Origin of the sequence: Actinoplanes rectilineatus, from assembly GCF_000962825.1 — a bacterium.
GTDB lineage: Bacteria > Actinomycetota > Actinomycetes > Mycobacteriales > Micromonosporaceae > Actinoplanes > Actinoplanes rectilineatus.
Genome location: NZ_JZKF01000007.1, coordinates 162,918 through 186,777, shown reverse-complemented (window position 1 = coordinate 186,777; position 23,860 = coordinate 162,918). Strand labels below are relative to the sequence as shown.

At 71.5% G+C, this 23,860-nt stretch carries 21 protein-coding genes; 13 read left to right on the top strand and 8 right to left on the bottom strand.

The window, feature by feature from the left end; translation table 11 throughout:
• Positions 1–7: 7 nt before the first annotated feature.
• Positions 8–1,393: a DUF4331 domain-containing protein gene (locus tag WH85_RS08320; RefSeq protein WP_045741122.1), complete on the bottom strand. Its 1,386-nt coding sequence runs from the start codon at positions 1,391–1,393 to the stop codon at positions 8–10.
• Between the two features lie 91 nt (positions 1,394–1,484).
• Here WH85_RS08320 and WH85_RS08315 point away from each other — a divergent pair, with 91 nt between their 5' ends.
• The 4 genes from WH85_RS08315 (at position 1,485) to WH85_RS08300 (ending at position 7,997) form a co-directional block, all read left to right on the top strand.
• Positions 1,485–2,720 (top strand): tetratricopeptide repeat protein, encoded by a 1,236-nt coding sequence (locus WH85_RS08315; protein WP_052720257.1) that lies wholly within the window; start codon positions 1,485–1,487, stop codon positions 2,718–2,720.
• A 575-nt stretch (positions 2,721–3,295) separates the two neighbouring features.
• Positions 3,296–4,702, top strand: coding sequence for a sulfite exporter TauE/SafE family protein (locus WH85_RS50210; RefSeq protein WP_211275311.1), 1,407 nt, complete (start codon positions 3,296–3,298; stop codon positions 4,700–4,702).
• A 527-nt stretch (positions 4,703–5,229) separates the two neighbouring features.
• The gene (locus WH85_RS08305) at positions 5,230–6,687 is read left to right on the top strand and encodes an NB-ARC domain-containing protein (RefSeq protein ID WP_052720253.1); all 1,458 of its coding nucleotides are present in this window, start codon (positions 5,230–5,232) and stop codon (positions 6,685–6,687) included.
• Positions 6,688–6,761: 74 nt separating this feature from the next.
• Entirely contained in the window at positions 6,762–7,997 is a 1,236-nt protein-coding gene (locus tag WH85_RS08300; RefSeq protein ID WP_045741120.1) for an MFS transporter, read from the top strand.
• An 85-nt stretch (positions 7,998–8,082) separates the two neighbouring features.
• On the opposite strand, the gene WH85_RS08295 is transcribed toward WH85_RS08300, so the two are convergent.
• Both WH85_RS08295 and WH85_RS08290 read right to left on the bottom strand, forming a co-directional pair.
• Positions 8,083–8,910, bottom strand: a complete 828-nt coding sequence (locus tag WH85_RS08295) for an isocitrate lyase/PEP mutase family protein (RefSeq protein ID WP_211275310.1) — start codon at positions 8,908–8,910, stop codon at positions 8,083–8,085.
• Positions 8,911–8,955: 45 nt separating this feature from the next.
• The gene (locus WH85_RS08290; RefSeq protein ID WP_045741118.1) at positions 8,956–9,399 is read right to left on the bottom strand and encodes a hypothetical protein; all 444 of its coding nucleotides are present in this window, start codon (positions 9,397–9,399) and stop codon (positions 8,956–8,958) included.
• Positions 9,400–9,542: 143 nt separating this feature from the next.
• Between WH85_RS08290 and WH85_RS08285 the strand changes: the two genes are divergently transcribed.
• The gene (locus WH85_RS08285; RefSeq protein WP_083448865.1) at positions 9,543–10,439 is read left to right on the top strand and encodes an endonuclease/exonuclease/phosphatase family protein; all 897 of its coding nucleotides are present in this window, start codon (positions 9,543–9,545) and stop codon (positions 10,437–10,439) included.
• 147 nt (positions 10,440–10,586) lie between these two features.
• On the opposite strand, the gene WH85_RS08280 is transcribed toward WH85_RS08285, so the two are convergent.
• From WH85_RS08280 to WH85_RS08270, 3 genes are all read right to left on the bottom strand, one after another.
• Positions 10,587–11,102 carry a DUF4260 domain-containing protein gene (locus WH85_RS08280; RefSeq protein WP_063775473.1) on the bottom strand — a complete coding sequence of 172 codons (516 nt, stop codon included), beginning with the start codon at positions 11,100–11,102 and terminating at the stop codon, positions 10,587–10,589.
• A gap of 282 nt (positions 11,103–11,384) precedes the next feature.
• Positions 11,385–12,494, bottom strand: a complete 1,110-nt coding sequence (locus WH85_RS08275; RefSeq protein ID WP_052720252.1) for an SGNH/GDSL hydrolase family protein — start codon at positions 12,492–12,494, stop codon at positions 11,385–11,387.
• 10 nt (positions 12,495–12,504) lie between these two features.
• Positions 12,505–15,183, bottom strand: coding sequence for a helix-turn-helix transcriptional regulator (locus WH85_RS08270; protein WP_083448864.1), 2,679 nt, complete (start codon positions 15,181–15,183; stop codon positions 12,505–12,507).
• 104 nt (positions 15,184–15,287) lie between these two features.
• Here WH85_RS08270 and WH85_RS46800 point away from each other — a divergent pair, with 104 nt between their 5' ends.
• The 6 genes from WH85_RS46800 (at position 15,288) to WH85_RS08245 (ending at position 20,656) form a co-directional block, all read left to right on the top strand.
• Entirely contained in the window at positions 15,288–16,886 is a 1,599-nt protein-coding gene (locus tag WH85_RS46800; protein WP_052720251.1) for an AfsR/SARP family transcriptional regulator, read from the top strand.
• Positions 16,883–18,235, top strand: coding sequence for an FAD-binding oxidoreductase (locus tag WH85_RS08260; protein ID WP_045741117.1), 1,353 nt, complete (start codon positions 16,883–16,885; stop codon positions 18,233–18,235). Before WH85_RS46800 ends, WH85_RS08260 begins: the two co-directional genes overlap by 4 nt.
• Before the next feature lie 164 nt (positions 18,236–18,399).
• Positions 18,400–19,242, top strand: coding sequence for an aldo/keto reductase (locus WH85_RS08255; RefSeq protein WP_045741116.1), 843 nt, complete (start codon positions 18,400–18,402; stop codon positions 19,240–19,242).
• 93 nt (positions 19,243–19,335) lie between these two features.
• A complete protein-coding gene (locus WH85_RS53690; RefSeq protein ID WP_281179048.1) occupies positions 19,336–19,470 on the top strand; it encodes a hypothetical protein in 135 nt (44 codons plus the stop codon).
• 177 nt (positions 19,471–19,647) lie between these two features.
• Positions 19,648–20,208 (top strand): hypothetical protein, encoded by a 561-nt coding sequence (locus WH85_RS46795; protein WP_052720250.1) that lies wholly within the window; start codon positions 19,648–19,650, stop codon positions 20,206–20,208.
• Positions 20,209–20,239: 31 nt separating this feature from the next.
• On the top strand, positions 20,240–20,656 hold the full coding sequence (locus tag WH85_RS08245) for a YybH family protein (RefSeq protein WP_245673857.1): 417 nt from the start codon (positions 20,240–20,242) through the stop codon (positions 20,654–20,656).
• A 193-nt stretch (positions 20,657–20,849) separates the two neighbouring features.
• Here the strand turns inward: WH85_RS08245 and WH85_RS08240 are convergent, their stop codons facing one another.
• Positions 20,850–21,311, bottom strand: a complete 462-nt coding sequence (locus WH85_RS08240; protein ID WP_045741114.1) for a hypothetical protein — start codon at positions 21,309–21,311, stop codon at positions 20,850–20,852.
• A gap of 46 nt (positions 21,312–21,357) precedes the next feature.
• Entirely contained in the window at positions 21,358–22,254 is an 897-nt protein-coding gene (locus WH85_RS08235) for an AraC-like ligand-binding domain-containing protein (RefSeq protein ID WP_045741113.1), read from the bottom strand.
• A 97-nt stretch (positions 22,255–22,351) separates the two neighbouring features.
• Between WH85_RS08235 and WH85_RS08230 the strand changes: the two genes are divergently transcribed.
• A complete protein-coding gene (locus WH85_RS08230) occupies positions 22,352–23,356 on the top strand; it encodes an NAD(P)H-dependent flavin oxidoreductase (RefSeq protein ID WP_045741112.1) in 1,005 nt (334 codons plus the stop codon).
• Complete coding sequence (locus WH85_RS08225; RefSeq protein WP_045741111.1) at positions 23,353–23,859, top strand: RICIN domain-containing protein; 507 nt, start codon at positions 23,353–23,355, stop codon at positions 23,857–23,859. The genes WH85_RS08230 and WH85_RS08225 overlap by 4 nt, the downstream gene beginning before the upstream one ends.
• Position 23,860 lies beyond the last annotated feature (1 nt).

Sequence of the window (23,860 nt, the reverse complement as noted above, 5' to 3'; positions counted from 1 at the left end):
CGCCGGTCTACGACTCGTTGACGCTGGTGGTGTTCGGCAGGGCCACGTACGGGAAGGCCGGCCGGAACTCGTGCTCGTTGGCGTCCACGCCGTCGCCGAGCGTGTCGACCGCCGTGTTGTGGTCGGCCAGCAGCACGCCCTCGGCGGCCCGGACCGCGATGTCCAGCACGTCGTCGGTGAGGCGCCGCCCGTTGGGGAACCCGGCCAGGTCACCGCCGAGCACACCCATCCGGTCCGGTGTCTCGGCCACCGGCACCTTCATGTTGAGGCGCAACTGCTCGCTGGGCTTGAACTTGTCCGCCTTGACGTCCCGGTTCAGGCGCTGCGAGTTGAGGTCCGCCTGCACCGGGCCACACGCCTTGCAGACACCGGTGAGGAACACCTCGACCAGGTCGTTGCGCGGGGTCGCCGGCGCCGGGATCTTGTAGATCGCCTCCATCAGGACGGGCAGTTCGGGCGTGACGACCGCGGGCAGGAACCTCGTGTCGCCGGACGGTTCGGAGGCGTTGAACTCGTTCTTGCGGCTCAACGGCAGGACCGCCTCGTTGACCAGCGGGTTACCGAGCCGGGACACCTGCTGCCAGGTCGCCGGCTTGCCCTTGACACTGGCGCCGAGCCGGGACGTGGTGGACCAGATGCCGATCACCGGGTTGGCGGCCGGGTTCGTCTTGAGCGCCAGGTCGTACTTGGACACCTGCAGGGCGATCGTGTTCACGTTGTAGCCGCGCAGCGTGTCCTTGCCGACCTCGGACAGGTCGGCGCCGTACAGCAGGTCGAAGACGCGCAGGTCGGCGAAGAACGGGTCGTCGGCCTGGCCGGCGAACGACTTGCCCTTGACCCCGTTCGAGCCGGAAGGCCCGGCGAAGGGGGTGATCGCGGCGTTCGACAGGGCGGCGTAATCGGGCATCGACGCCTTGCCGGTGTACGACGGGGCGACCAGCGCGTCCTTGAGCAGGGTGGTGGTCTTGTCCTCGGTGATGCGCTGCAATGTGTACCGCTGGCGGACGTTCAGGTGCGGGTCGTCGAGCGACGTGACCGGACCGGTGTTGTAGAGGAACGTGTTGACGTTCCGGCGGGTGGTGCGGAACGTCCAGCGGTACGTGATGTCCGCTTCCGCGTCGCCGTTGTTGTCAATGTTGATGTCGTGGACGGTGTCGGTGGCGAACGGGTAGAAGTTCGGTCCGCCGTCGGGTTCCTGGAACGGCTGCCAGTTCGCGATCACGGTGACGGTGCCGGTCGCGTCGGGACTGACGAAGGCGTACAGGTCGGTGTTGTCGAGCTTCGGGGTATCGGCGATCAGCGGCGCTTCCCGGTGCGAGGAGGCGGCGACCGGGGCCGGGCCGAGTGCGGTGAGAGCGGTGAGGCCGGTGAGGGCGACCGCGATCAGTTTCATTCTTTAGTGATATCAGCGAAACATCCCATTTGAGCTCTATACCGGCATTTAGCATGATCAAATGTGGCGACGATGGTGTCAGGTAGCAGCGGTGACGGGAGCCGCGGCGGCGATCCTGATCGTGGCCGGAGCGATGCTGCCGGGCGGGCCGCCCCAGGAACCTTCCCCCCGGGCCGACGGCGGCCGGACGCACCGGGAAACCCTCACCGAGCACCTGCAGCGGGTGCCCGGTGACTGGCGTTCCTGGGCCGCGCTCGGCATGTCGCACGTCCAGGACACCCGGATCACCGGCGACCCGTCCCACCTGGCCGCGGCCGACACCGCCCTGACCAGGTCACTCGCCATCCACCCCCGGGACAACGCCGACGCGCACACCGGCCTCGGCGCGCTGGCGGCCGCCCGGCACGACTTCGCCGGTGCGCTGCGACAGGCCCGCCAGGCGGTGGCGGCCGACCCGTACTCGGCGGACGCGTACGGCGTGCTCACCGACGCGTTCGTCGAACTCGGACGCTACGGCGAGGCCACCGACGCGGTCCAGCGGATGCTCGACCTGCGCCCCGGCCCGGCCTCCTTCGCCCGCGCCTCCTACCTGCGCGAACTCCACGGCGACGACGCGGAAGCCCGCGAGCTGATGCGCCGGGCACTTGATACGGCGGACACCCCCGACGACAGGGCGTTCGCCGAGCAGCACCTCGGCGCCCTGGCCTTCGGATCCGGTGATCTCGTGACGGCGGCGTCCCACTATGCGGCCGCGTTGCGCCAACGACCGGAGCGGCCGGCCCTGCTCGCCGGCCGGGCCAGGGTGGCCGCCGCCCGAGGCGATGTGGAAGCGGCCGCGACGGACCTCCGGGCGGCGGTGGCGATCCTCCCCGCGGTGGAATACCTGAGCCTGCTCTCCGACGTCCTGCTCGCATCCGGCGACCGCGCCGGATCCGCTCATGTTGACGAGTTGATTCGTGTCGGCGAGCATCTGGACGCGACGACGGTCGACGTTGACTTGGTGCACTTCCACGCCGACCGTGGTGCGGGACAGCGGGCGGTCGTTCTCGGACGGGCGTTGCTGCGCTCCCGGCCGTCGGTGACGGTCGAGACGGCGTATGCGTGGGCGCTGCACAGCGCTGGGCGCGATCGGGAGGCGCTGCAGCAGGCGGACCGCGGCCTGCGGCTGGGCACCCGGGACGCGCGCGCCCACTTCCAGCGGGCCGTGATCCGCCGGTCGCTGGGCGACGAGACCGGCGCAGCCGCCGACTTCCACGAGGCGTGGACGATCAACCCGTACTTCTCGCTGCGGCACGAGGCGGCCCTACGTGCGGCCGTGGCCCGATGAAGCGCCTGACCGCCGCAACATCGACGGCAGCCACACTGGCCGCCATGGTCGCCGCGGTCGTGCCGGGGGCCGTACTCGCCGCGGCGGTCGCGCCGGGAGCTGCTCGCGCTGCGGTGGTCACCCCACAAGCTGCTCGCGCCGCGGTGGTCGCGCCGGAGGTTGCTCTCGCCGCGGTGGTCGCGCCGGGCGCCGCCCACGCTCGTTCACCGGGAGCTGCTCCGGCTCGCCCGCCGGGTGCTGCTCCGGCTCGCCCGCCGGGTGCTGTGCCCGCTCATCCGCTGGGCAACTTCACGACCAATCAATACGCCGGGTTGCGTGTCACGCCGTCAGGTGTCGACGTCGACCATGTGCTGGATCTCGCGGAACTCCCTGCTTTCCAGATCAAGGTCCTTCCCGGGTACGCCGTGAAGACCTGCACCGAGATCGCGGCAGCCGGCACGCTCACGGTCGGCGGACGGGCGCTGCCGATGAGCGGTGAGGACGCGGGACTGACGTTTCCCCCTGGTGCCGGAGGTCTGACCACGCTGCGCCTCCAGTGCCGACTGCACGCCGACGTGCGGCCGGCCGACGGGGACGTGATCACCTTCGGACTCGGCTACCTGCCCGACCGGATCGGGTGGCGCGAGATCACAGCGGTCGGCGATCACCTCACGGTGACGGAATCCAGCGTGCCGTCGTCCAGTGTCAGCGAGCGGCTCACGTCGTACCCGGCCGGGACCGCGAACCTGGACGTCCGCGAAGCGCGACTGACGGTCCGCGCCGGGGGCCCCGCCCAGGGTTCGTCCACCGGGGACCTCGGGGCCGACGGACGCCAGGATCGGGTCGCCGACCGGCTGACCAGGTGGTTCACCGGCCTGGCCGGCAGCGTCCAGTTGAACTGGGGGATCGGCGTCCTCGCACTCCTGGGCGCGGTGATCCTGGGCGGAGCACACGCACTGGCGCCCGGCCACGGAAAGACGGTGATGGCGGCGTACCTCGTAGGCACGAGAGGCCGCCTGTCACACGCCCTCTGGACAGGTGTGACGGTGACGATCACCCACACGGTGGGCGTGCTGTTCCTTGGGGTGGCCCTGGCAACCACGGTCTCCCTGGCTCCGGGTGCCCTGTATGCATGGTTACGCCTGATCAGCGGCCTGTTGATCGCGGCCGTGGGCGGTCATCTGCTCTGGCGCGCGTCGTCGGCCCGCCGGACAGCCGCGCTCATGCCGGCGCCGGTCCATGTGCACTCGGTACTCGGCGGACAGGCCGACTCGCCGGTTCACACCGGCCCGTCGGTTCGGACCGGTCCGTCGGTTCGGACCGGCCCGTCAATACGCACCGGCCCGCCCCTTCATGTTGATGCGTCTGCCAATGTTGACTCCTCTTCTCATATTGATGCTCCTGCTCGTGTTGATTCCCCTGTCCATACCGTCGTGGCCGACCATGCACATGGTGCTTGCAGGGCACACGAACATCCACACGAGCATGTTGACCACCATCCGCACGAGCATGGCGACCACCACGCACACGCGTATCCGCACGAGCATGGCGACAAGCACGCATACGAGCATGCCGACCACAGTGCGCATGAGCATCAGGGTTCGTCGGGACACACTCATGCGCACGGCGGGTGGGTGCACACGCATCCGGTGTTGCCGGTACCTGTTGACGGGGAGCCGTTTCGGGCGCGGACCGTGCTCGCCATCGGACTTGCCGGGGGACTGGCGCCCAGCCCGTCGGCGGTCGTCGTCCTGCTCGGGGCTATCGCGCTCGGGCGGACGTGGTTCGGGGTGCTGCTCGTCGTCGCGTACGGAACCGGCCTCGCCCTTGTCCTGATCGGCATCGGCCTGGCGCTGGCACGCTGGGGGGAGCGCCTCCGGCCGTTCGGCAACGGTCGGCTGGCCCGGACGCTGCGCCACCGAATGCCCACCCTGACCGCCGGCGTCATCCTGCTGGCCGGTATCGGTACGGCCGTTCTCGCGCTCGCCACCATTTCTGTCTGAAGCAACTCCGCCACCGTTCGGAGGCCGCCTCGGCCGAAGAGTCCTGTTCTGGATGGTGTCGGTCAAGGTAGAGCCACCCGCCGAGTCGGCGACGAGCCACTGAGGTGATCGCAGCAAGATTCGCGTAGGTGGCGGTGATCGAAGTGGATGAGGTGGCTTGCGGCGTCGACGATGTCGCCGGTCCTGTTCGGGTTGATGGAGAGGCCCGGAGCGCGCGGCTCAGCAGCTGGCGGACGAGTGCCGGAGGCTACCTTTGTAGTGATAATCCCGTTTGCCTGTTCGGTACGCCTTGGCGTGGTGCCCACCTTGTCGCAGGGTGAGTGATGGGGCACAGGTTGTTATCCTATCGGTTTGGTGGGACTTAGGTTATCGTCAAGCGGGTCGATAACGTCTGAAGTGGACACGCGGGGGTCTACTGTGCAAATCGCTGAGCCATGGCCTGATCCGTTCGCTCGCCCGTGGCGGACGCGAACATCGTTTCCGTTATCGTCCGGTACGTCGCGCTGTGACGTGAGTCGAGGTGAGCGGTGGCCAGGCCTGAACGTCTGATCGATCCGGATTCCGGGCCGCTCGCGGAGTTCGCCAACGACCTGCGAGCGTTGCGTAACCACAGGGGAAAGCCGAGTTACCGGGACCTCGCCAAGACCGCCCTGTTCGCCCCGTCGGTCCTTTCCAGTGCCGCGAGCGGCCACCGCCTGCCGACCCTGCCGGTGACGCTGGCGTTCGTGGCGGCCTGCGGTGGCGATCAGCCGGCGTGGGAACAGCGCTGGCATCGCCTCGCGAACCATCTTGGTGTTGATGAGGAGACCGTCGCACCGGCCGAGAAGAGCCCGGGACCGGGCGCGGGACCGGGGCGAAAGGGCGGTCCCGTCGCGGCGCGTCTGCCACGGCCGGCGCAGATTCCGCGGGATCTCACCACGTTCGTCGGCCGGGAATCGATCGTGGCGCAGGCGATCGGCCGGATGCGGCCCGATGCCGGCACGCGGCGCCCGTTGTTGATCACCGGTCCGGTCGGTGTCGGCAAGACCGCGCTGGCCCTGCGCCTGGCAGCCATGGTGGCGCGTGACTATTTCGAAGGTCAGCTCTACGCCGACCTGGGCTGTACCGATCCGCGGGAAGGCACCGACGCTGTCGTGGTCGGGTTCCTGCACGCGATGGGCCTGCCCGCCGAGATGCTCCCCGGCGACCCGGCCCAGCGGGTCAACCTCTACCGTTCCATGCTCGCGGAACGCCGGCTGCTCGTCCTGCTCGACGGGGTCACGGACGAGAGGCAGGTCCGTCCGCTCATCGGTGCGGCCGGGCGAAGCCTGACGATCGTCACCAGCCGGGCCCGGCTGCTCGGCCTCGACGACACCCACCGGATCGAGCTCTGTGCACTCAGCCGTGACGAGTCGGTGACCCTGCTCAGCCTCATCACCGGCGTGGGCCGCATGCGCGCCGAGAGCGACGCCATGGCCGTGGTCGCCGACGCCTGCGGCAACTTTCCGCTCGCGCTCAACCTGCTCGGCCGCCGGCTCGCCGCCCGGCCGGAACAGACCATCAGTTCCGTCGCCGACCAGCTGACCCGGGCCGACCCCGCGCTGGAGCTGATCGCGGTCGGTGACATCCGGCTCCGCGACCGGTTCGCCGCCGCCTACCAGCGGCTGCCGGACGACACCCGGACGGCGCTGCTGGCCCTGACCCGTGACCTGTCCGACGGGACCACCGCCGCCGCGGCCGCGACCGTGCTGAACATCCCGCAGGCGACGGCCGACGCCCGGCTGGAGTCGAGCGTCGACGCGGGTCTGCTGTGGCGCTCCGCCACCACCGGCCGGTACTTCTCGCCCCGGCTGGTCGGGGTGTTCCTCAGGCAGATACGCGGGGGAGGCGACTACGACGCGCGCCTGATCGAGGGGCCGCGGCGGGCCATTCTCCGTTCGGTTCCGCGAACGGAGCCGGTCAATCAGGAGCCCGCCTTCAGTGGATTCCGCTTCGAGTGCGGCTGACGTGCCCCGCGGAATTGATTTTTCGGGAGCCGTCGTTCTACCGGTCAATCGGTGGCTCTGGTGGGATCGCAGCCATGGCGAGCACTACGACGAACGCACGGAAGCGCCGGGATTCGCCCGGCGTCCTGGCGAGTTTCCGCGCTACCCCGGTTCCGGTCAGGTACCTGCTCGGGGGCATATTGGTCAACCAGGTGGGCGCTTTCGCGCAGAGTTTCCTGCTGCTCTATCTGACCGTCAACCGGTTCTCGATCGGTCAGGCCGGTGTCGCGCTCACGGTCTACAGCGCGGGGGCGGTGCTGGGCACCCTGGCGGGCGGGGAGGTGACGCACAGGGTCGGCCCGCGCCGGACGATCATCGGTGCGATGTCCGTCTCGGCCGTCCTGATCTCGATCGTGCCGTGGCTGGCCACGCCGACTCTCTACCCGGTACTGCTGGTCGCGGTCGGCCTGGCCGGGCTGGCCACCCAGGCTTATCGGCCGGCGTCGTCGGTGCTGCTCTCGGAGCTGATGCCCGCGGAGAACCGTGTGATGGCGTTCGCGATGCAGCGCACGGCGATCAGTGCCGGTTCCGCGCTGGGCCCGCTGGTCGCGGCCGGGTTGGTGCTGATCGACTGGGACCTGCTGTTCTGGGTCGACGGTGTGACCGCTCTGGCGTACGCCGGCCTGGCGTTGATCTTCTTCCCGGCCGGCACCGCGGCCGCCGCCTCCGAGGACGCCGAGGCCCCGGCGGGGAACGCCTACGCCACTCTGGTGCGGGACGGCCGTTTCCTGTTGTTCCTGGCCTCGATGCTGCTGGGTGCGTTGATCTATGCCCAGTACTACGTCGCACTGCCGTTGCAGATCACCGCCGACGGCTATCCCACCGCGGTCTACAGCGCTGTTCTGGCCGTGTCGTCATTGACGCTGATCCTGTGTGAATTGAAGGTCACCTCCTATGTCCAGAACCGTCCGGCGAACCGGGTCAGTGCGCTCGGCCAGGCGATTTTCGGCATCGGCCTGATCGGGTACGCGCTGGCGACGTTCAATGTGGCACTGCTGTTCGTCGCCACCGTCGTCGTCGCGTTCGGGGCGATGATCAGTGGTCCGATGATGTTCTCCTATCCGGCGACTTTCCCGGATGCGGTGAAGGCCCGATACATCGCCGCTCACCAGGCGTCGTTCGGGCTGGGGCTGGCGCTCGGGCCGGTCTTCGGGGTGGCGGTCTGGGAGGCGTTGCACGGCGGTGTGTGGTGGATCTGCGGTCTGCTCGGTCTGGTCTCCGCGGCCCTCGCCCTGTTCTCGATGGCGCCGCAGAAGACGCCCGCACCGTGACGTAGCCGTGTGCCCCTGAAGGAGAACGAACGCGCAGCACCGGGCGGCCCGAGACAGGTCCGCCCGGCGCTGCGCAGGACGGTGATCAGCGGGTGAAGGTGCCGTTGACCGTGCCGAAGTCGATCGCGTCGGCTGCGTCGCCGTAGTCGCCGTCGCCGAGCAGCGTGGCCGCCGCCCGCCGGGTGGCCTCCAGCGCGACCTGGGTGAGCAGCGGGCCGACGCTGACCCGGGCGACGCCCAGCTCACCGAGTCGCCGGATGGAGGGGGCGCCCGGGCCCGCCATGATGTTCACCGGGCCGTCCACTCCGGCGACCAGCGCCTCGATCGTCGGTTCGTCGACCACCCCGGGAACGAACAGGCTGTCGGCGCCGGCGGCACGGTAGATCGCGAGCCGTTCCAACGTGGCGTCCAGGCGGCTGCCGGCGGGCCCGACCTGGCGCAGGTAGGTGTCGGTGCGCGAGTTGACGACCAGGTCGCCGCCCGCGGACGCGGCCGCGGACCGGGCCGCCTGGATCCGCTCGGCCTGCGCCTTCGGATCGAGTAGTGGTGTGTCACCGGTGCCCGGCGCGTCTTCCAGGTTGATGCCGGCGATACCCAGCTCGACCAGCTCACGGACGATCGCCGCGATGTCGTCGGGCGAACCGGTGCCGTAGCCGCTCTCGATGTCCGCGGTGACCGGGACGTTCACCACGGCCACGATCCGGCCGACCGCCGCCAGAGCGTCCTCCCGGCTCAGCTGCTGGCCGTCACTGCGACCGTGGGCCCAGGAGACGCCGGCGCTCGTGGTGGCGATCGCGGCGGCGCCGGCCGATTCGATGATCCGCGCGCTGGCCGCGTCCCACGCGTTCGGGAGCACCAGGGGGCGCCGGTCGTGCAGAGCGCGCAGTTCCTGGGCCCGCGTTGTCTGACTCAATGAGATCTCCTCGGATGTCGGTACGGGGAATCGGACAGCCCGGGGTCACCGGAGGCCGGTGGCCACCCGGACACTGAACAGGTCCAGCTCGCGGAACGCGGTGGGGCGCACGTCGCGCAGCCGGCTCGACCAGGCCGAGACCGTGCTCTGGTACCAGAGCGGAATGGCCGGCATGTCGGCCAGGATCAGCTCCTCGGCCCGCCGGTAGAGCTGCCAGCCGGCCTGCTGGGAGGGCGCGGCGTCGGCCTCCGCGAGTAGCGCGTCCACCTCGGGGTTCGAATAGCCGCCGTGGTTCTCGGAGCCGCCGGTGCGATAGATCGGGTTGAGGAAGTTCTCGATCGACGGGTAGTCGGCGATCCAGCCGTGCCGGTGACGCACGGCGGGGCGGCGGCACGGCCGGGTCTTCACTTCATCGGGTACGACGTGACACTCGGCGGCATGCTCCGGCAGGCCGCCCTCGAATCCCGCCGGGTCGCGCGTGCCGTCCACCGGACATTGGGCGGCACGGGGAAGTGACCGGTGGACGGCACAGGAGAGACCGGCGGGCTGCACAGGAGTGACCGCGGGCTGCGCGATCCCGGAGCCAAGATCTACAGTGGTCGAAACTGATCGATCTTTCGGGGGAGTAACACTTGAGGAAGCTCCGTGCCGCCCTCACCGGCGCACTGATGATGCTCGCCACGCTGCTGCCGGTGAGCCCGGCCGCGGCCGCCGCGCCCGCCGGCACCAACCTGCAGCTGATGTCCTGGAACATGTGCGGGTCGCAGCGGGCCAGCTGGAACTGTGGCGCCTATGGCACCGTCGCCGACAAGCTCGGCGTCATCGAGGACCACATTGCGAAGAACTACGTGCAGGCGCTGCTGCTGCAGGAGATCTGCGAGGACGACCTGACCGCCCTGATGGGCCGGCTCGGGTCGGTGTGGCACAAGAATTTCGCACCGTACTACTACTCCAACAACGGTGTGCTCACGAACAGCCGCTGCGGTGAGGACGGCAGCAGCCGCCAGGACCGGATCGGCACGGCCATCGTCATCGGTGCCGGTCTGTCCAACCCGAAGACCCTCACCACGACCCAGCCGTGGAACGGGCAGAACACCGTGCAGCAGTGCGCCACGGCTACGTACTTCGACAACATCCGGCTCTGCAACCTGCACCTCGCCCGGTACGGCGTGAACCCCGACCACCCGACCTGGGACTACGCCGACGACCAGCTCGCCGAGGTGAAGGCCGAGGTCGACAAGTACGACAGGGTGGCTTTCGGCGGTGACCTCAACGTGACGCCGCCGGACTGGCCCGGCAACTCCCGTGCCTGGGTGTGGCCGGCCGACCTGTACTGGAACGGCACCACCGGTTACCGCGAGTGCGACCAGTCCGACCCGGCGAACCCGCTGCGCACGGGGCGCTCGACGACCGTGTGGAACGTCAAGTTCGACCACGTGTTCAGCACCGAGCCGTGGCGCTGGTGCGCGGTGGCGAGCACGCCCTATTCGGACCACGCAGCCGTCATCTTCAGCATGAAGATCGCCTGATATCGGGTACGTCCGGCGGGCCGGTCCGGTGATCCGGCACCGTCCCGCCGGACGGCCGCCGTGCGCCGGTGGGCCGGCCCGGCGGGTCGCCACCGTGTCCGGGGCCTTCTTCGACGCGGACGACGCGATCGGCGAACCACACCCGGTCTACTGCTGGGTGGCCGGCTGAGCAGGGACAGCCCGCCCTCGCGCAGCGTCGTGACCGTGGTCTCGCCGTACGCGATCGTGTTCGGCAGTGGAGAGAAGGCCCCGCTGAACAGGCGGGCGCTTGCCGGGGCCGTGGACGCCGAGGTGGGTGATGGTGAAGCCGTGGTCGTACTTGACGCCGTACTTCATCAGCCGGTCCAGCCCGATGTGGAACAGCCCGACGGCGCCGGCGACGGTGAGGGCGGTGATGTCCGCGTATGCGCCGACGGCGAGCAGCGCGATCGGCAGGGGCGCGGTGTGGGCGAGGTTGTAGAACCAGGCGCCCACCTTCGGCCCGGCCAGGTAGGCGAACCAGGTCAGGTCGGGGACCAGGAACAGCGCCGGCACCAGCCACCAGGGTTGTCCGGTGCCGGCGTAGAGGGCGAGGGCGCCGGCGGCGACGGCGAGCCCTTCGGCGCGCAGCCAGGTCAGGGGCCGTCCGGTGACCACGCCGGCGGTGGTCGGTTGCTCGCTCATGTCGTTCCTCACGCCTTGGCTAATTGAGTTAGCTAAAAGCTAATTGTATTAGCTAGCGACTGTCAAGGTTCCCGCTCGACGGGTTCGCGGCGGCGCTCGCGCTGATCACGGCCCGCGCCCGCCGGGGCGCGTCGTGCTGCGCACCACCTGACGAACCGTCCACAGTCGCCTCGTTCGGCCAGGTCGGCGCTGTCCGGTCGGCATGCCGGGTGGCCGCCGTGGACGGCGAGGTCACCAAGCGGGAGAGCGTGGTCCTGGCCGAGCTGCGGAGACGCCGCACCTCTATGTGAGGGTCCGGAGGTGGGCGGTCAGGGCGTCCGCGATCAGCCGATGGTCGCGGGCCGACGGGTGCCAGTCGCAGCCCATCAGGTCCAGGCCCAGGGCGGCGTTGTCGTAGTGGAACGCCTGGACGCGCGGGTCGCCGGACGCGGCGGCGACCTGGGTGATCGCGTCGGTCAGGGTGGCGTTCAGGGTCGGGTGGGTCAGCAGGATCCGCGGGTTCGGCCCGTACCGGTCCCGCAGCCTGCGCAGGAACCCCAGGTAGGCGGTGCGGAAGTCGGCGGCCAGCGTGGCCTCGTCCGCCCACTGCTCGCCGGCGTGCACCGGTGTCGAGAAGTCGTTGATGCCCAGACCGATGACGATCACCTGCGGACGCCAGCTCGCCGGGCGCTGCCACACGGCGGTGGACGCGGCCTGCAGGGTCCGGTCGTAGTAGGTACGGTAGTCGGTTCCCGGGTCGCCGCCGTCGTAGTTGCGGACCATGCCCCGCCCGGACCACGCGTTGAGCTGGTAGTCGGCGTTCAGCGCGCGGGCCGTCAGCGCCCCGAAGCTCTGGTCGGCGTTGGAGTTGCGGTCGACGCCGCCGGTCGGCGAGCAGTCGCGGACCGTGGACATGTTGCCGTAGCCGGCGGTCCACGAATCGCCGATGAACTCGATCTGACGGTGACGGGCGGCCGGGGTGCCGACGATCGCATTGCCGGGACCGGCGACGAAACCACCGAACTGTCCGGGGGTCCAGGGGCTCTCGGTGCGCTTCGCGAGGCGTACCCGATGACGGGCTTTGACCCAGATGGTCTGCCGGCCCGGCTGGGTGAGGGTGACCGGCGGCTGGTCGTCGACGGTCACGGCATAGTCGTTGACCGCGTCGTCGAGGACGATCCCGACGTCGCCGCCGCGGACGGTCGCCTCGAAGTAGACGCCCGGCCAGGTGTAGCGCACCTCGGCGCCGCGGTCCTCGACGCGGCCGGGGGTGTGGACACCGGGCAGTGCCGGTGCGGCGGCCTGCCCGGTGGCCGCGGAGAGGGGGTCGGCGGTGGCCTGGTCCGGGGCGGGGACGGCGACGGCGGCGGTGGCCAGGACGAGTGCGGCGAGACTGATCGGGAGCGCTCCCATGAAGAGAAGGCTATCGATGAGCGATGGCATCTTTCAACTGGATGCGCGACGTGATGCCCAACTTCGGGAACAGCCGGTACAGGTGCGAGCCGACCGTGCGGTGCGACAGGTACAACCGCTGGCCGATCTCCCGGTTGGACATGCCCGCTGCGGCCATCGTGGCGATCTGCAGCTCCTGCGGGGACAACCGCTGCCAGCCGTCGGGCGCGGGCCGGCTGCTGCTCTCGCCGGTGGCCCGCAGCTCCTGGCGGGCCCGCTCGCTCCAGCCCTGCGCGCCGAGCCGGTCGAACGCCTCGCGGGCCGCCCGCAGCGGCTCCCGGGACTCGGCGATCCGGCGGTGCCGGCGCAGCCACGACCCGTACGCGAGATCCAGCCGCGCCCGCGGGAACGGCCAGCGCGCCGGATGCCGGTCGATCGCGTCCCGGAACAGCTTCTCGGCGTCGTCGTCGGGGGCCAGCGCCGCCCGCGCGTAACGGACCGACACGTGCAGCGCCGGTGACGGGCTGACCACCGCCAGCTCCTCGAGGCCGGCGAGTACGAGACGGGCGTCCTCGAGGCGGTCGCCACTGTGCATCGCCGCCTCGGCGAGATAGCTGATCAGCCAGCACTGCAGGGCCCGCTGGTACGCCGGATGCTCCGGATCGAACGCCGGGCGGAACTGGTCGTACGCCTCCGCGTACGCGCCGGACGCCAGCGCGGCCAGCCCCCGGGACTGGTGGGCGGACGACGCCACCGCCGACGTCTGGTCGTCCCCGACGATCAACGCGACCTGCTCGCCGGCCCGGCCGGTGTCGCCGCGCAGCCCGGCCATCGCCGCGTCCACGTGCCGGGCGGCCAGGATCCAGTCCGGCTGGCCGGTCTCCACGGTGGCCCGGACCGCCTCGTCCGCCATCGTCGCCGCGTCCGCCCAGACACCGCGGTGCATCGCCGCGCTGGCCTCCAGGGTGAGCACCTGCCCGAGCAGGGCGAGACGGCCCTGGGCGCGCAGCCCGTCGGTCGCCGGACCGGCCACCTCCAGGCACCGGTCGAAGTCGCCGGTGATGTAGGCGGCCAGCACCAGCAGCGCCAGCTCACCGGGGTCGCGGGTGGCCGCGAACACCTCCGGCAGCGCGGCGATCACCCGGCCGCCCTGCTCGATCGGCTCGGCGAACGTGAGCACCGACAACCGGACCGGCTCGGGCACCGGCAACTCGTCGGCGAGCGCCGCGATCGCCCGGCGCTGCGCCGGGCCAGGCTCGGTCCACCAGCAGCGCCGGCCCGCCCCGACCAGCAGCAGCCCGGCCAGGTCCTGCTCGCCGGCCGCGGCCATCCGGCGGGCCTGCTCGGTGATGCCCCGGATCGCCGCGACGTCCCCGGCCCGACCGTCGTCGAGCACGCCGGTCAGCAGCATGACCCGGGACTGCTCGCGGGGGGTGTCCGCGATCGGCCCGGCCTCGTCGACCAGGCTGCGGACCAGGTGGTGGTGACCGAGTTCGAAGGCCAGCTCGGCACTGTCCAGCAGCCGCCGGGCGCGGTCCGCCGGGACTGCGGTGAGCCGGGCCGCCCGCTGCTGGACGATGTTCGCCGCGGCCAGGGCACCCCGGTCGCGTTCCCGCCCGGCCACCTCCTCGAGGGCGTCGGCGATGGCGGCGTCCGGTCCGGTGGCGGCCGCCGCCCGGTGCCACAGATGCCGGTCCGCCTGCTCGGCGAGCACCGCCGACCAGGCGAGATGCGCGCGCCGGCGGTCGGCGTCGCCGGCCCGGTGGTGCACGGCGGCCCGGATCAGCGGGTGCCGGAACCGGATCCGCCCGCCGTCGAGGCTGATCAGCCCGGCCACCTGTGCGGCGGTCAGCGCGTCCTCGGTGACCCCGGCGGCGGCCAGGATCTCCGACGGCAGGCCCCGGCCGTCGTCCAGCGCCGCCGCGAGCAGCAGCGCGTTCGTCGCGGCCGGCAGGTCGTCCAGCCGGGCGCTGAAAGCGCTCTCCAACCGGGCGGTCAGCGGCAGCATCGACGGCAGCACCGCCGCGTCGTCCCACCGGCCGGCCCGGATCGCCGCGGGCAGTTCCACCAGGGCGAGGGGGTTCCCGGCCGCCTCGGTGAGCAGCCGCTCGCGAGTGGCCGGAGTCAGGTCCGCCGCGTGCCGCCGGAGCAGGGCCCGGGAGGCGTCGTCGTCGAGACCGGTCACCTCGACCAGGCGGCCGTCCAGCGACGAGCCGGACCGGGTCGCGGCCAGCACCGCGATCGGCTCCGCCGCGATCCGCCGGGCCAGGAACGCCAGCACCTCGACGGTCGCGTCGTCCAGCCAGTGCAGGTCGTCGGCGAGGACCACCACCGGGCCGGCGTCGGCCAGCAGCTCCAGGGCGGCCAGCGCGATGAAGAAGACGTTCTGCGAACCCGGCGACATCCCGAACGCCGCCAGCATCGCCGCCCGCTGCGGCTCGGGCAGCTCCGACGTGCGGGACAACAGCGGCCGCAGCAGCTGGTGGAGTCCGGCGAACGGCAGATGCGACTCGGCCGGCACGCCCACCGTGGCGAGCACCAGCACACCCCGCGACCGGGCGTGCCCGGCCGCGGCGGCGAGCAGATGCGACTTGCCGATCCCCGGTTCGCCGCGCACCAGCAGCACCCCACCGGCGCCACGGGCGGCGTCGTCGACGACTCCGGTGAGGATCGCCATCTCCCGCGCCCGGCCCGTGACTGTCGCCTCCACGGGTCGGAACAGTACGACATCTCCCGATGCAGTCGCGATACAGAAGCCGACAGTCCGGCCACCGCGATCTCCTGTCAAGGACAGTCACACAGACGGGGGATGACATGACGATGTTCCGGTTCTCGCTGCTCGGCCCGGTACGGGCCTGGCAGGACGGGACGGAGGCCGACCTGGGCGGTCCCCAGCAACAGGTGGTCCTGGCCGCGCTGCTGCTGCGCGAGGGAACACCCGCCACAGTGGACGAACTGATCCGCGCGGTGTGGGGCGAGGACCCGCCGCCGACCGCGGTGGGGACGATCCGCACGTACGTCTCCCGGCTGCGCCGCGTGCTCGGTGGCGCCGCCTCGCCGATCCGGTCACTGGCCGGCGGCTACGTGCTGCGGCTGCCCGCCGAGGCCGCCGACTGGACGGTGTTCCGCCGCCGGGTGGCGGCCGCGCACATCGCCCGCCGCGACGGGGACCCGCGGGCCGCGTACACCGCACTGGTCGAAGCCCTTGATCTGTGGCAGGGCTGCCCGCTGGCCGGACTTCCCGGTGAGCACGTCACCGCCCACCGCGCCCGGCTGTCCGAGGCCCGGCTGTTCGCCCTCGCCGACCGGATCTCCCTCGACCTGGAGTTCGGCCGGCACGCCGCGCAGACCGTCGAACTGGCGCTGCTGGTCGCCGAGCACCCGCTGCACGAACGGTTCCGGGAACTGTCCATGCTGGCTCTCTACGGCTCCGGCCGGCAGGCCGAGGCGCTAGCCGGGTTCCGTGACATCCAGCGGCGTCTGCGCGCCGAACTCGGCCTGACACCCGGACCGGGACTGCGCGCGCTGCACCACCGGATCCTGACCGCCGACCCGGCCCTGCTACCCGCGACACCCGCAGCCCCGGAGCCGGTGCCGCCGGTGCGCAAGCCGCACCGGGCCGCGGCCACCGACCTCCGGTTCACCCTGCTCGGTCCGCTCGGCGCGGTCCGCGACGGGGTGCCGCTGCCGGTCGGTACCCCGCAACAGCGGGCACTACTGGCCGCGCTGCTGCTGCGCCCGGGCGCGGTGGTCGCCGTCGAGGAACTCGTCGCCGTGGTGTGGGGCACCCGGGCTCCGGCCGGGGCGGGGGCGGTCGTCCGCACGTACGTCTCCCGGCTGCGCAAGACGCTGGGAGCCGCCACCGTCACCGGGACCTCCGGCGGATACACCGCCGCGATCGCCCCGGACCGCATCGATCTCGGCGTGCACCGCGACCTGGTCACCCGGGCGGCCTCCCTGCGGCGTGCCGGCCGGCCTGCCGCCGCACTGCCCCTCTACGGTACGGCCGGAGCACTGTGGCGTGGCAGCGAGCCCCTCGGCGGGGTGCCCGGTGAGTTCGCCGCCGCCCAGCGGGGCATGCTGCGCGAACTGCGGTTCGCCACCGAACTCGACGCCCTCGCCGCCGCCCTGGACGCCCCCGGCCACGACCCCGCCCCGGCCCTGGCCCGGTTGCGGATCCTGGTCGCCCGGCATCCGATGCTGGAACGCCCCCGGGAACTGCTGATGCTGGCCCTGACCCGGTCCGGGCAGCCGGCCGCCGCGCTGGCCGCCTTCGACGACGGCCGGAACCTGCTCGCCGACCGTCTCGGCGTGGACCCCGGCCCGGGACTGCTGCGGATCCGTCACACGATCGCGGCCGTCAACCGCATGTCAACCGGAGATCGGCGCCCGGCCGGTGTGCTGAACGCATGACTTCGCTCTCACCTGCGGCCCGCGGCCGGCTGGCCGACCTGATCGCCGGGCCGGTGTTCACCCCGGGCGACGACGCCTACGCCGTGGAGACCGCCGGTTTCAACCTGACCCTGCCGCACCGGCCGTCCCTGGTGGTCGGCGCGACCGGACCCGCCGACGTCCAGCACGCGGTCCGTTTCGCCGCCGACCACGACCTGGCCGTCGCCGTGCACACCACCGGCCACGGCGCGGTGGTCTCCGCCGACGGCAGCCTCATGATCACCACCCGGCGGATGTCCGGCGTGACGGTCGACGCGCCCGGCCGGTCCGCCCGCGTCCAGGGTGGCGTCCGGTGGGACCAGGTGATCCCGGCCGCCGCGGTCCACGGCCTGGCCGGCATCTCCGGATCGTCGCCGCAGGTCGGGACGGTCGGCTTCACCCTCGGCGGTGGACTGAGCCCGGTGTTCGGGCGGACCCGCGGATTCGGCGCCGACCACGTCCGGGCGTTCGACATCGTCACCGCCGACGGGCAGCTGCGCCACGTCACCGCCGACCGGGAACCTGACCTGTTCTGGGCGGCCCGCGGCGGCAAGGGCAACTTCGGCGTCGTCACCGCCCTGGAGTTCGGCCTGTTCCCGATCAGCCGCCTGTACGGCGGCGGCCTGTTCTTCACCGAGGCGCAGGCGCCGGCGGTGCTCGACGTGTGGCGGCAGTGGGCGCCGACCGTGCCGGAGAACCTGTCCACGTCGTTCTGCCTGCTCCGGCTGCCGGGCGACCCGCTGATCCTGCACGTGCGGATCGCCTTCCTGGGCAGCACGGAGGAGGGCGCGGCACTGATCGCGCCGCTGCGCGCGGCGGCACCGGCGTTCCAGGACACGGTGGCGGAGATGCCGTACACCGCCACCGCGACGATCCACAACGACCCGACCGAGCCGGGCGCCGGCATCGACCGGTCGGCGCTGCTGCGCGACCTGCCCCGGCAGGCGCTGGACACGCTGCTGTCCGCCCCGGAGGACGACCTGATGATGACCGAGATCCGGCTGCTCGGCGGGGCGTTGCAGCGCCCGCCGGCGGTGCCCGCCGCGGTCGGTAACCGGCAGGACGCCGCCTACTGCCTGTTCACCGCGAGCATCCCCGCCCCGGTCCCGGGCGACGCCGAACGGATCCGGGAGGCACAGCGGCGACTGTTGGAGCGGATGGCGCCGTGGAGCACCGGCGGGGCGTACGCCAACTTCCAGAGCACCGAGGACACCGGCCCGGCGGCGGTCCGCGCGGCCTTCGCCCCGGACTCCTGGGACCGGCTGCTCGACATCAAGAAGTACTTCGATCCCGCCAACCTGTTCCGGATCAACCACAACATCCGCCGCTGACGAGGGGCGACGACGGCGTCCCGTCCAGCCCCGGGCCGGGACGGACACCTCCCACGCGTACCGGCCGGACGGCACGTCCTCGCCCCGCACTCGGGACACGACGTGCCGTTCACCGGCCCGGATGTCGTGGCCGACGGGATCCGCCGGTACGTAGGCTGAGGATCATGACGAATGACGCGATCAGTACGACGGTGACACTGCTGCACGGCGCCGAGATGCCGCGGATCGGCGCGGGCACCTGGCCGCTGAAGGACGACGAGGCCGAACGGGTGGTCGCCGACGCGCTCACCGCCGGCTACCGGCTGATCGACACCGCGCAGGCGTACGGCAACGAGCGCGGCGTCGGCCGGGGCCTGCGCGCCGCCGGTGTGGACCGCGGCGACATCTTCGTGACGTCGAAGTTCAACAAGGAGTGGCACGGACGCGACCTGGTCGCCGAGGCGGCGAAGAACAGCCTGGACACCCTCGGTCTGGAATACCTCGACCTGCTGCTGATCCACTGGCCCAACCCGGGACACGACCGGTACGTCGAAGCCTGGGAGGGCCTGGTCCAGCTGCTCGAGTCCGGCCTGGTCCGGGCGATCGGCACCAGCAACTTCAAACCCGCCCACCTGGAACGGATCATCGCGGCGACCGGGGTGGCCCCGGACGTCAACCAGATCCAGCTCAGCCCGGCGTCCACCCGGGCCGCGTCCCGCGCCTTCCACGCCGGGTACGGCATCGTCACGCAGAGCTGGTCGCCGATCGGCGGCCAGGGTGTCCGGGTGCTCGACCTGCCGGAGGTCGGCGCGATCGCCGAGGAGACCGGCCGCACCCCGGCCCAGGTGGTGCTGCGCTGGCACCTGCAGACCGGCCTGACCGCGGTGCCGAAGTCGGCCGACCCGCAGCGCCTGCGGCAGAACCTCGACGTGTACGACTTCGCCCTCACCGACGCGCAGATGGCCGCCCTCAACGACCTCGACCAGGGCGAATCCGCCGTGGTCGACTCGGACGTCGCCGGTCACTGACGGGGACCGCGCCGTCTCGACTCCCCGGGTGAGAGCCCGCCTGTCGGGGCCGGGCTTCGCGGGTTCCGGGCGCGGCCCGGCTAGCCTCGCCGGATGGCCGCCGCGCGGTCGACCACGGGCGGGCCGGCGTCGTTGCTGCGGGACGTCGTCGCCGACATGAAGACGATGAACCGCCCCGGCGACGTCTACGACATCCTCATCCCGCCCCGGCACGACTGGCGGCGCTGACCACTGTTCACCCGCGTGTGGCCGGGTGGCCGCCGGGCGGCGATATCGTCCGGCAGCCAACTTGATCAGCGGGGAGTGACAGTGGAACCACCGTGGCGCCGGGCAGTCGCCGGCATCCTGGGCGGCGTCGTGATGCTCACCCTCTGGTTGTGGCTGGCCCACCTATCATGACCGCTTGTGATCGACATTCTTCACGGGACTGACTGGGCCGGACTGGAACATGCGCACGGGCCCGCCGGTGACGTTCCCGCGCACCTCGCGGCGCTGCTCGGCGCCGGGCCGGAGGAGCGCACCGCTGCCCTGCACTTCCTGTACACGACGGTGACCCATCAGGGTTCGGTGTATCCGGCGACCGCTCCGGCCGCCCGGTACGTGGCCGCGATCCTCACCGACGAACGGACCACCCCGATCCGGGCGGACCTGCTCGAGTGGCTGGACGACGTGGCGGCCAACGCCGTCGAGTTCGCCGGCGCCGAGGACGTCGAGGAGGACCCGGCCATCGACGACTGCTACGCGCTGATCCCCGAGTGGTACCGGGCCGTCACCACCCAGTTCGCTCACCCGGACCCGGAGATCCGGGTCGCCGCCCGGCAGGCCGCGTTCACCATGCTGGCCGCGCCGGAGCTGACGAACGAGCGCCCCGCGTCGATCCCGCACCTGACGGCCGAGCCGGATCTGCTGTCCGAGTCCTTGCGGGACCTGCTCGAGGAGACCGTGGAGGAGTGGCGCGAGCAGTGACGTGGCCGGTCCGGAGTTATGCTGGTCGGGCATGACAGATGCACAGCAGCCCCCTCGTGACACCGCCATGCTTCCGGAGGTCGACGCCGCCCGGCACGTGGCCGCCTACAGCGCGGCCTTCGCCGCCGGGTCGAGTGCCATCGTGGACCGCTTCTACGAGCCCGGTGCGATTCTCATCCCTCAACCGGGAACACCACTGACGGGTACGGCCGAGCGCCTGGCCGCGTACGAGCATCTGCTCGGATTCGGCGTCCCGATGGTCGCGGACACCCGGCACCTCTATGTCGCGGGCGACATCGCCCTGTCGGTCGTCGACTGGTCGATGCGGGGCACCGCCCGCCAGGGCTACCCGCTGAACCTGGCCGGGACAGCCGCCGATGTGCTTCGCAGGGGAGACGACGGTCGCTGGCGCTATCTCATCAACAACCCGTTCGGCACCGCCTCCTGAGTGCGATCACCGCGGCGAGTGTGCCACGTTCCTGGGGCGACGATCGTGTGGTGCCTTCGGTCACCACACGATCGCGTCTCTCGAGCGGTGTGCCCGGTCGGCCGCGAACGCCGCCGGCTCCGCGTTCCAGCTCCAGGAACGTAGGCGGCGGTATCCGAGTGGGAGGACTTCGTCGCCCTGGCCCGGCAGATCGTCAGTGCTCCTTCTTGATGACGAAGTAGGAGCCGCGGATCGTGCCGGCCAGCTTCGACTTCTGCCGGGCGAACTTGAACCCGCCCAGCTCCTCCGGAACATCCATGCCGTCGGACAGTTTGAAACCGACAGCGCGTTTGCCGCCGTCGTCGAGCGTGTACATCACGTTGATCGACAGGCCGCTCTCGTAGAACACGTACGCCATCCTGATGTTCTCCACCTGGAAGGCGGTCGCCTCCAGGGGCCGGGACGCGATGACCAGCCCGCGTTCGTCGGCGAGGATGCCGTGCACCCACTCGACGACCTCCGGAACCTCCGCGGCGGGCGACACGGTGAACACGTGGTCGTACTTCGTCTTGAAGTAGCGGGCCTCGTTGGCCCGCAGGCCGGCGAGCGCGTCCGCGACCGGTGACGACTCCAGGCCGGTGGTCGAGACGGTGCCGAAGTCCACGACAGTAGGCATGACATCCGACGCTACGGCACCCGGCGCAGCCGTCACCAGGGTTTGGTCAGGGTCGTAGCCGGCCGGGGGAATGCCCGAACTCGCGGCGGAACGCGCGATGGAAAGCGGTCACGTCGGCGAACCCGGCGTCGGCGGCGATGTCCGCCACGCGCAGGTGGGCGCGGGCCGGGTCGCGCAGGTCACGGGCGGCGCGGTCCAGGCGCAGCCGGCGTACGGTCGCCGCGTACGACAGTGGCTGCCCGGCGAAGAGGGCGTGCACCGAGCGTACCGAGATCTCCAGGCGCCGGGCCGTCGCCGGCGGTGACAGGTCGTCGTCGGTCAGGTGTTCCTCGATGTCGGCGACCGCGCGGGCGTGACTGCGCGGCGCCCGCCGTGCCGCGGCAGCCGGTGGTTCGGACAGTGCCAGGGCCAGCAGCGCGGCGGCGTGCGGGGCGAGCCGTGGCGAACCGCCGGGCAGGGCGGTCAGCAGATGCCGCAGCGCCGCACCGACCCCGGACGTGGTCGGGATCCGGGTGGCGGTGGCGACCGGGCCGCTGACCTGCGCCCGCAGTAGCCGGCCGGGCACGAAGAACGACAGCTGCCGGAAGTCGTCGCCGAACCCGAACGTGAACGGCGCGGTGGTGTCGACGACCGCCACGTCACCGGGGTGCAGCACGGTGAGCCGCCCGGCCTGGCGCATCGTGCTCACCCCGGTGAGCTGCAGGTTCGCGTAGAAGCCTGGTGGTGAGCCGCCGCCGTCGAGGTCACGGTCGACGCGCTGGCGCTGCGACGCGATCCGGGCGATCGACAGTGCCCCGAGCGGCCACTGCGTGACGGAACCGGCGAATCCGTCGCGTAGCTCCGACTCCGGGGTCAGCGCCAGGAACGCCTGGCAGATCATCTCGCGCCAGTGACCGAACTGCCGGGCCGGCGCAACCTCACGGGTGGACCAGGTCTGCGGCATACGTCCCCCTGTCCGGTGCCTGACTTCCGCACGCCATGCAACTCCGGCCGCACGCCCTGCGACACCCCGGCGCCCACGATCCGACACCGTGAGAATCATGCGGATCACCACCAGATTCTCCGAGGGGTACGGCCTGCGAATACCGATCGTGCAGGCCGGCATGGCGTTCGTCGCGTCGGCGCCGGACCTGGCCGTGGCGGTCGGCAACGCCGGGGCGATGGGTGCGCTCGGCGTCGGACTGATGCCCGCGCCGGAGGTGGCCGCCACGGTCGCCGCGATCCGGGCCGGGACCGGCGGCCCGTTCCACGTCAACCTGATCACCCCGTTCGCCACCGACGCGCACGTCGACGTGCTGTGCGGGGCGGCCGTGCCGGCTGTCTCGTTCCATTGGGGTCACCCGCCCCGGCGCTGGATCGACCGGCTGCACGACGCCGGGATCCGCGTCTTCGAGCAGGTCGGCACGGTCGACGACGGCCGTAGGGCGGCCGGCGACGGGGTGGACGTGATCGTCGCTCAGGGGCTGGAGGCCGGCGGGCACAGTCTTGCGACGCTTCCCACGTTCGTGCTGGTGCCGTTGATGGCGGACGCGGTCGCCCCGGCCATGGTGCTGGCCGCGGGCGGCATCGCCGACGGTCGCGGTCTGGCGGCGGCCCTGATGCTGGGTGCCGACGGCGTGTGGATCGGCACGCGGCTGGTCGCCACCGGCGAGTCCGGCGCCCACGACGGCTACAAACGACGGCTGGTCGCCGCGCCCGCCACCGCCACCGTGCGGACCTCACTGTTCGGTCCGGAGACCCCGGACTTCAACCCGATGCGCGTCCTGCGCAACCGGGTGACCGACGAGCACCCGGACGGTGGCGGCGACCGCCCGGTGATCGGCCACACCGTCCTCGGCGGCCGGGACATCGAGCTGCGCCGCTACACCGATGTCGTGCCGGTGCGCGGGGCCACCACCGGCGACCTGGACGAGATGCCGCTGCTGTCCGGGCAGGGCGTCGGCCTGATCGACGCCGTCAAGGACGCCGCCACCGTCATCGCCGACATGACGGCCGGGGCGATCACCATGCTGAACCGCCACCACACCCTCGGGAGGACCTCATGAAACGACTGCTCGCACTGCTCACCGTCGTTGCGGCGGCGGCCGGGACGACGGTGGGCACGGTGACGCCGGTGTCCGCGGCCGTCCTCGCCACCCGGACCGTGACCCTGTCCCAGAACGACGCCGGACGGTTCCTGGACGCCCACGAGATCGAGGAACGCGACTGGAACGTGGTGACCCGGCCGTTCCAGAACGACAGCACCCAACGCTGGGTGCTGACCGACCTCGGCACCGGCGAGTTCACCCTCCGGCAGGTCAGCAGCGGCCGGTACCTGGACGCGCACGAGGTCGCCAGCCAGTTCTACCGGGTCGTCACCCGCCCGGCGCAGGGCGACGCGACCCAGCGGTGGCGGCTGTGGAGTTACGGCGGCGGCTTCTACGAACTGCAGCAGGTCAGCAGCGGCCGTTACCTGGATGCCTCCCTGTCCAGCGCCCAGGACTTCCGCGCGACGACCCAGCCCCGCAGTTCCGGCAGCACCCAGATCTGGCGGATCGCCGACGTCTGAG

Excerpts from the sequence above, each read along its gene's own strand:
- WH85_RS08225 (WP_045741111.1), top strand. The coding sequence starts at position 23,353 with ATGAAACGACTGCTCGCACTGCTCACCGTCGTTGCGGCGGCGGCCGGG.
- WH85_RS08235 (WP_045741113.1), bottom strand. The coding sequence starts at position 22,254 with ATGCCGCAGACCTGGTCCACCCGTGAGGTTGCGCCGGCCCGGCAGTTC.
- WH85_RS08255 (WP_045741116.1), top strand. The coding sequence starts at position 18,400 with ATGACGAATGACGCGATCAGTACGACGGTGACACTGCTGCACGGCGCC.
- WH85_RS08280 (WP_063775473.1), bottom strand. The coding sequence starts at position 11,102 with ATGAGCGAGCAACCGACCACCGCCGGCGTGGTCACCGGACGGCCCCTG.
- WH85_RS08320 (WP_045741122.1), bottom strand. The coding sequence starts at position 1,393 with ATGAAACTGATCGCGGTCGCCCTCACCGGCCTCACCGCTCTCACCGCA.
- WH85_RS08245 (WP_245673857.1), top strand. The coding sequence starts at position 20,240 with ATGACAGATGCACAGCAGCCCCCTCGTGACACCGCCATGCTTCCGGAG.
- WH85_RS46800 (WP_052720251.1), top strand. The coding sequence starts at position 15,288 with ATGACGATGTTCCGGTTCTCGCTGCTCGGCCCGGTACGGGCCTGGCAG.
- WH85_RS08240 (WP_045741114.1), bottom strand. The coding sequence starts at position 21,311 with ATGCCTACTGTCGTGGACTTCGGCACCGTCTCGACCACCGGCCTGGAG.
- WH85_RS08275 (WP_052720252.1), bottom strand. The coding sequence starts at position 12,494 with ATGGGAGCGCTCCCGATCAGTCTCGCCGCACTCGTCCTGGCCACCGCC.
- WH85_RS08260 (WP_045741117.1), top strand. The coding sequence starts at position 16,883 with ATGACTTCGCTCTCACCTGCGGCCCGCGGCCGGCTGGCCGACCTGATC.
- WH85_RS53690 (WP_281179048.1), top strand. The coding sequence starts at position 19,336 with ATGGCCGCCGCGCGGTCGACCACGGGCGGGCCGGCGTCGTTGCTGCGG.
- WH85_RS08300 (WP_045741120.1), top strand. The coding sequence starts at position 6,762 with ATGGCGAGCACTACGACGAACGCACGGAAGCGCCGGGATTCGCCCGGC.
- WH85_RS08230 (WP_045741112.1), top strand. The coding sequence starts at position 22,352 with ATGCGGATCACCACCAGATTCTCCGAGGGGTACGGCCTGCGAATACCG.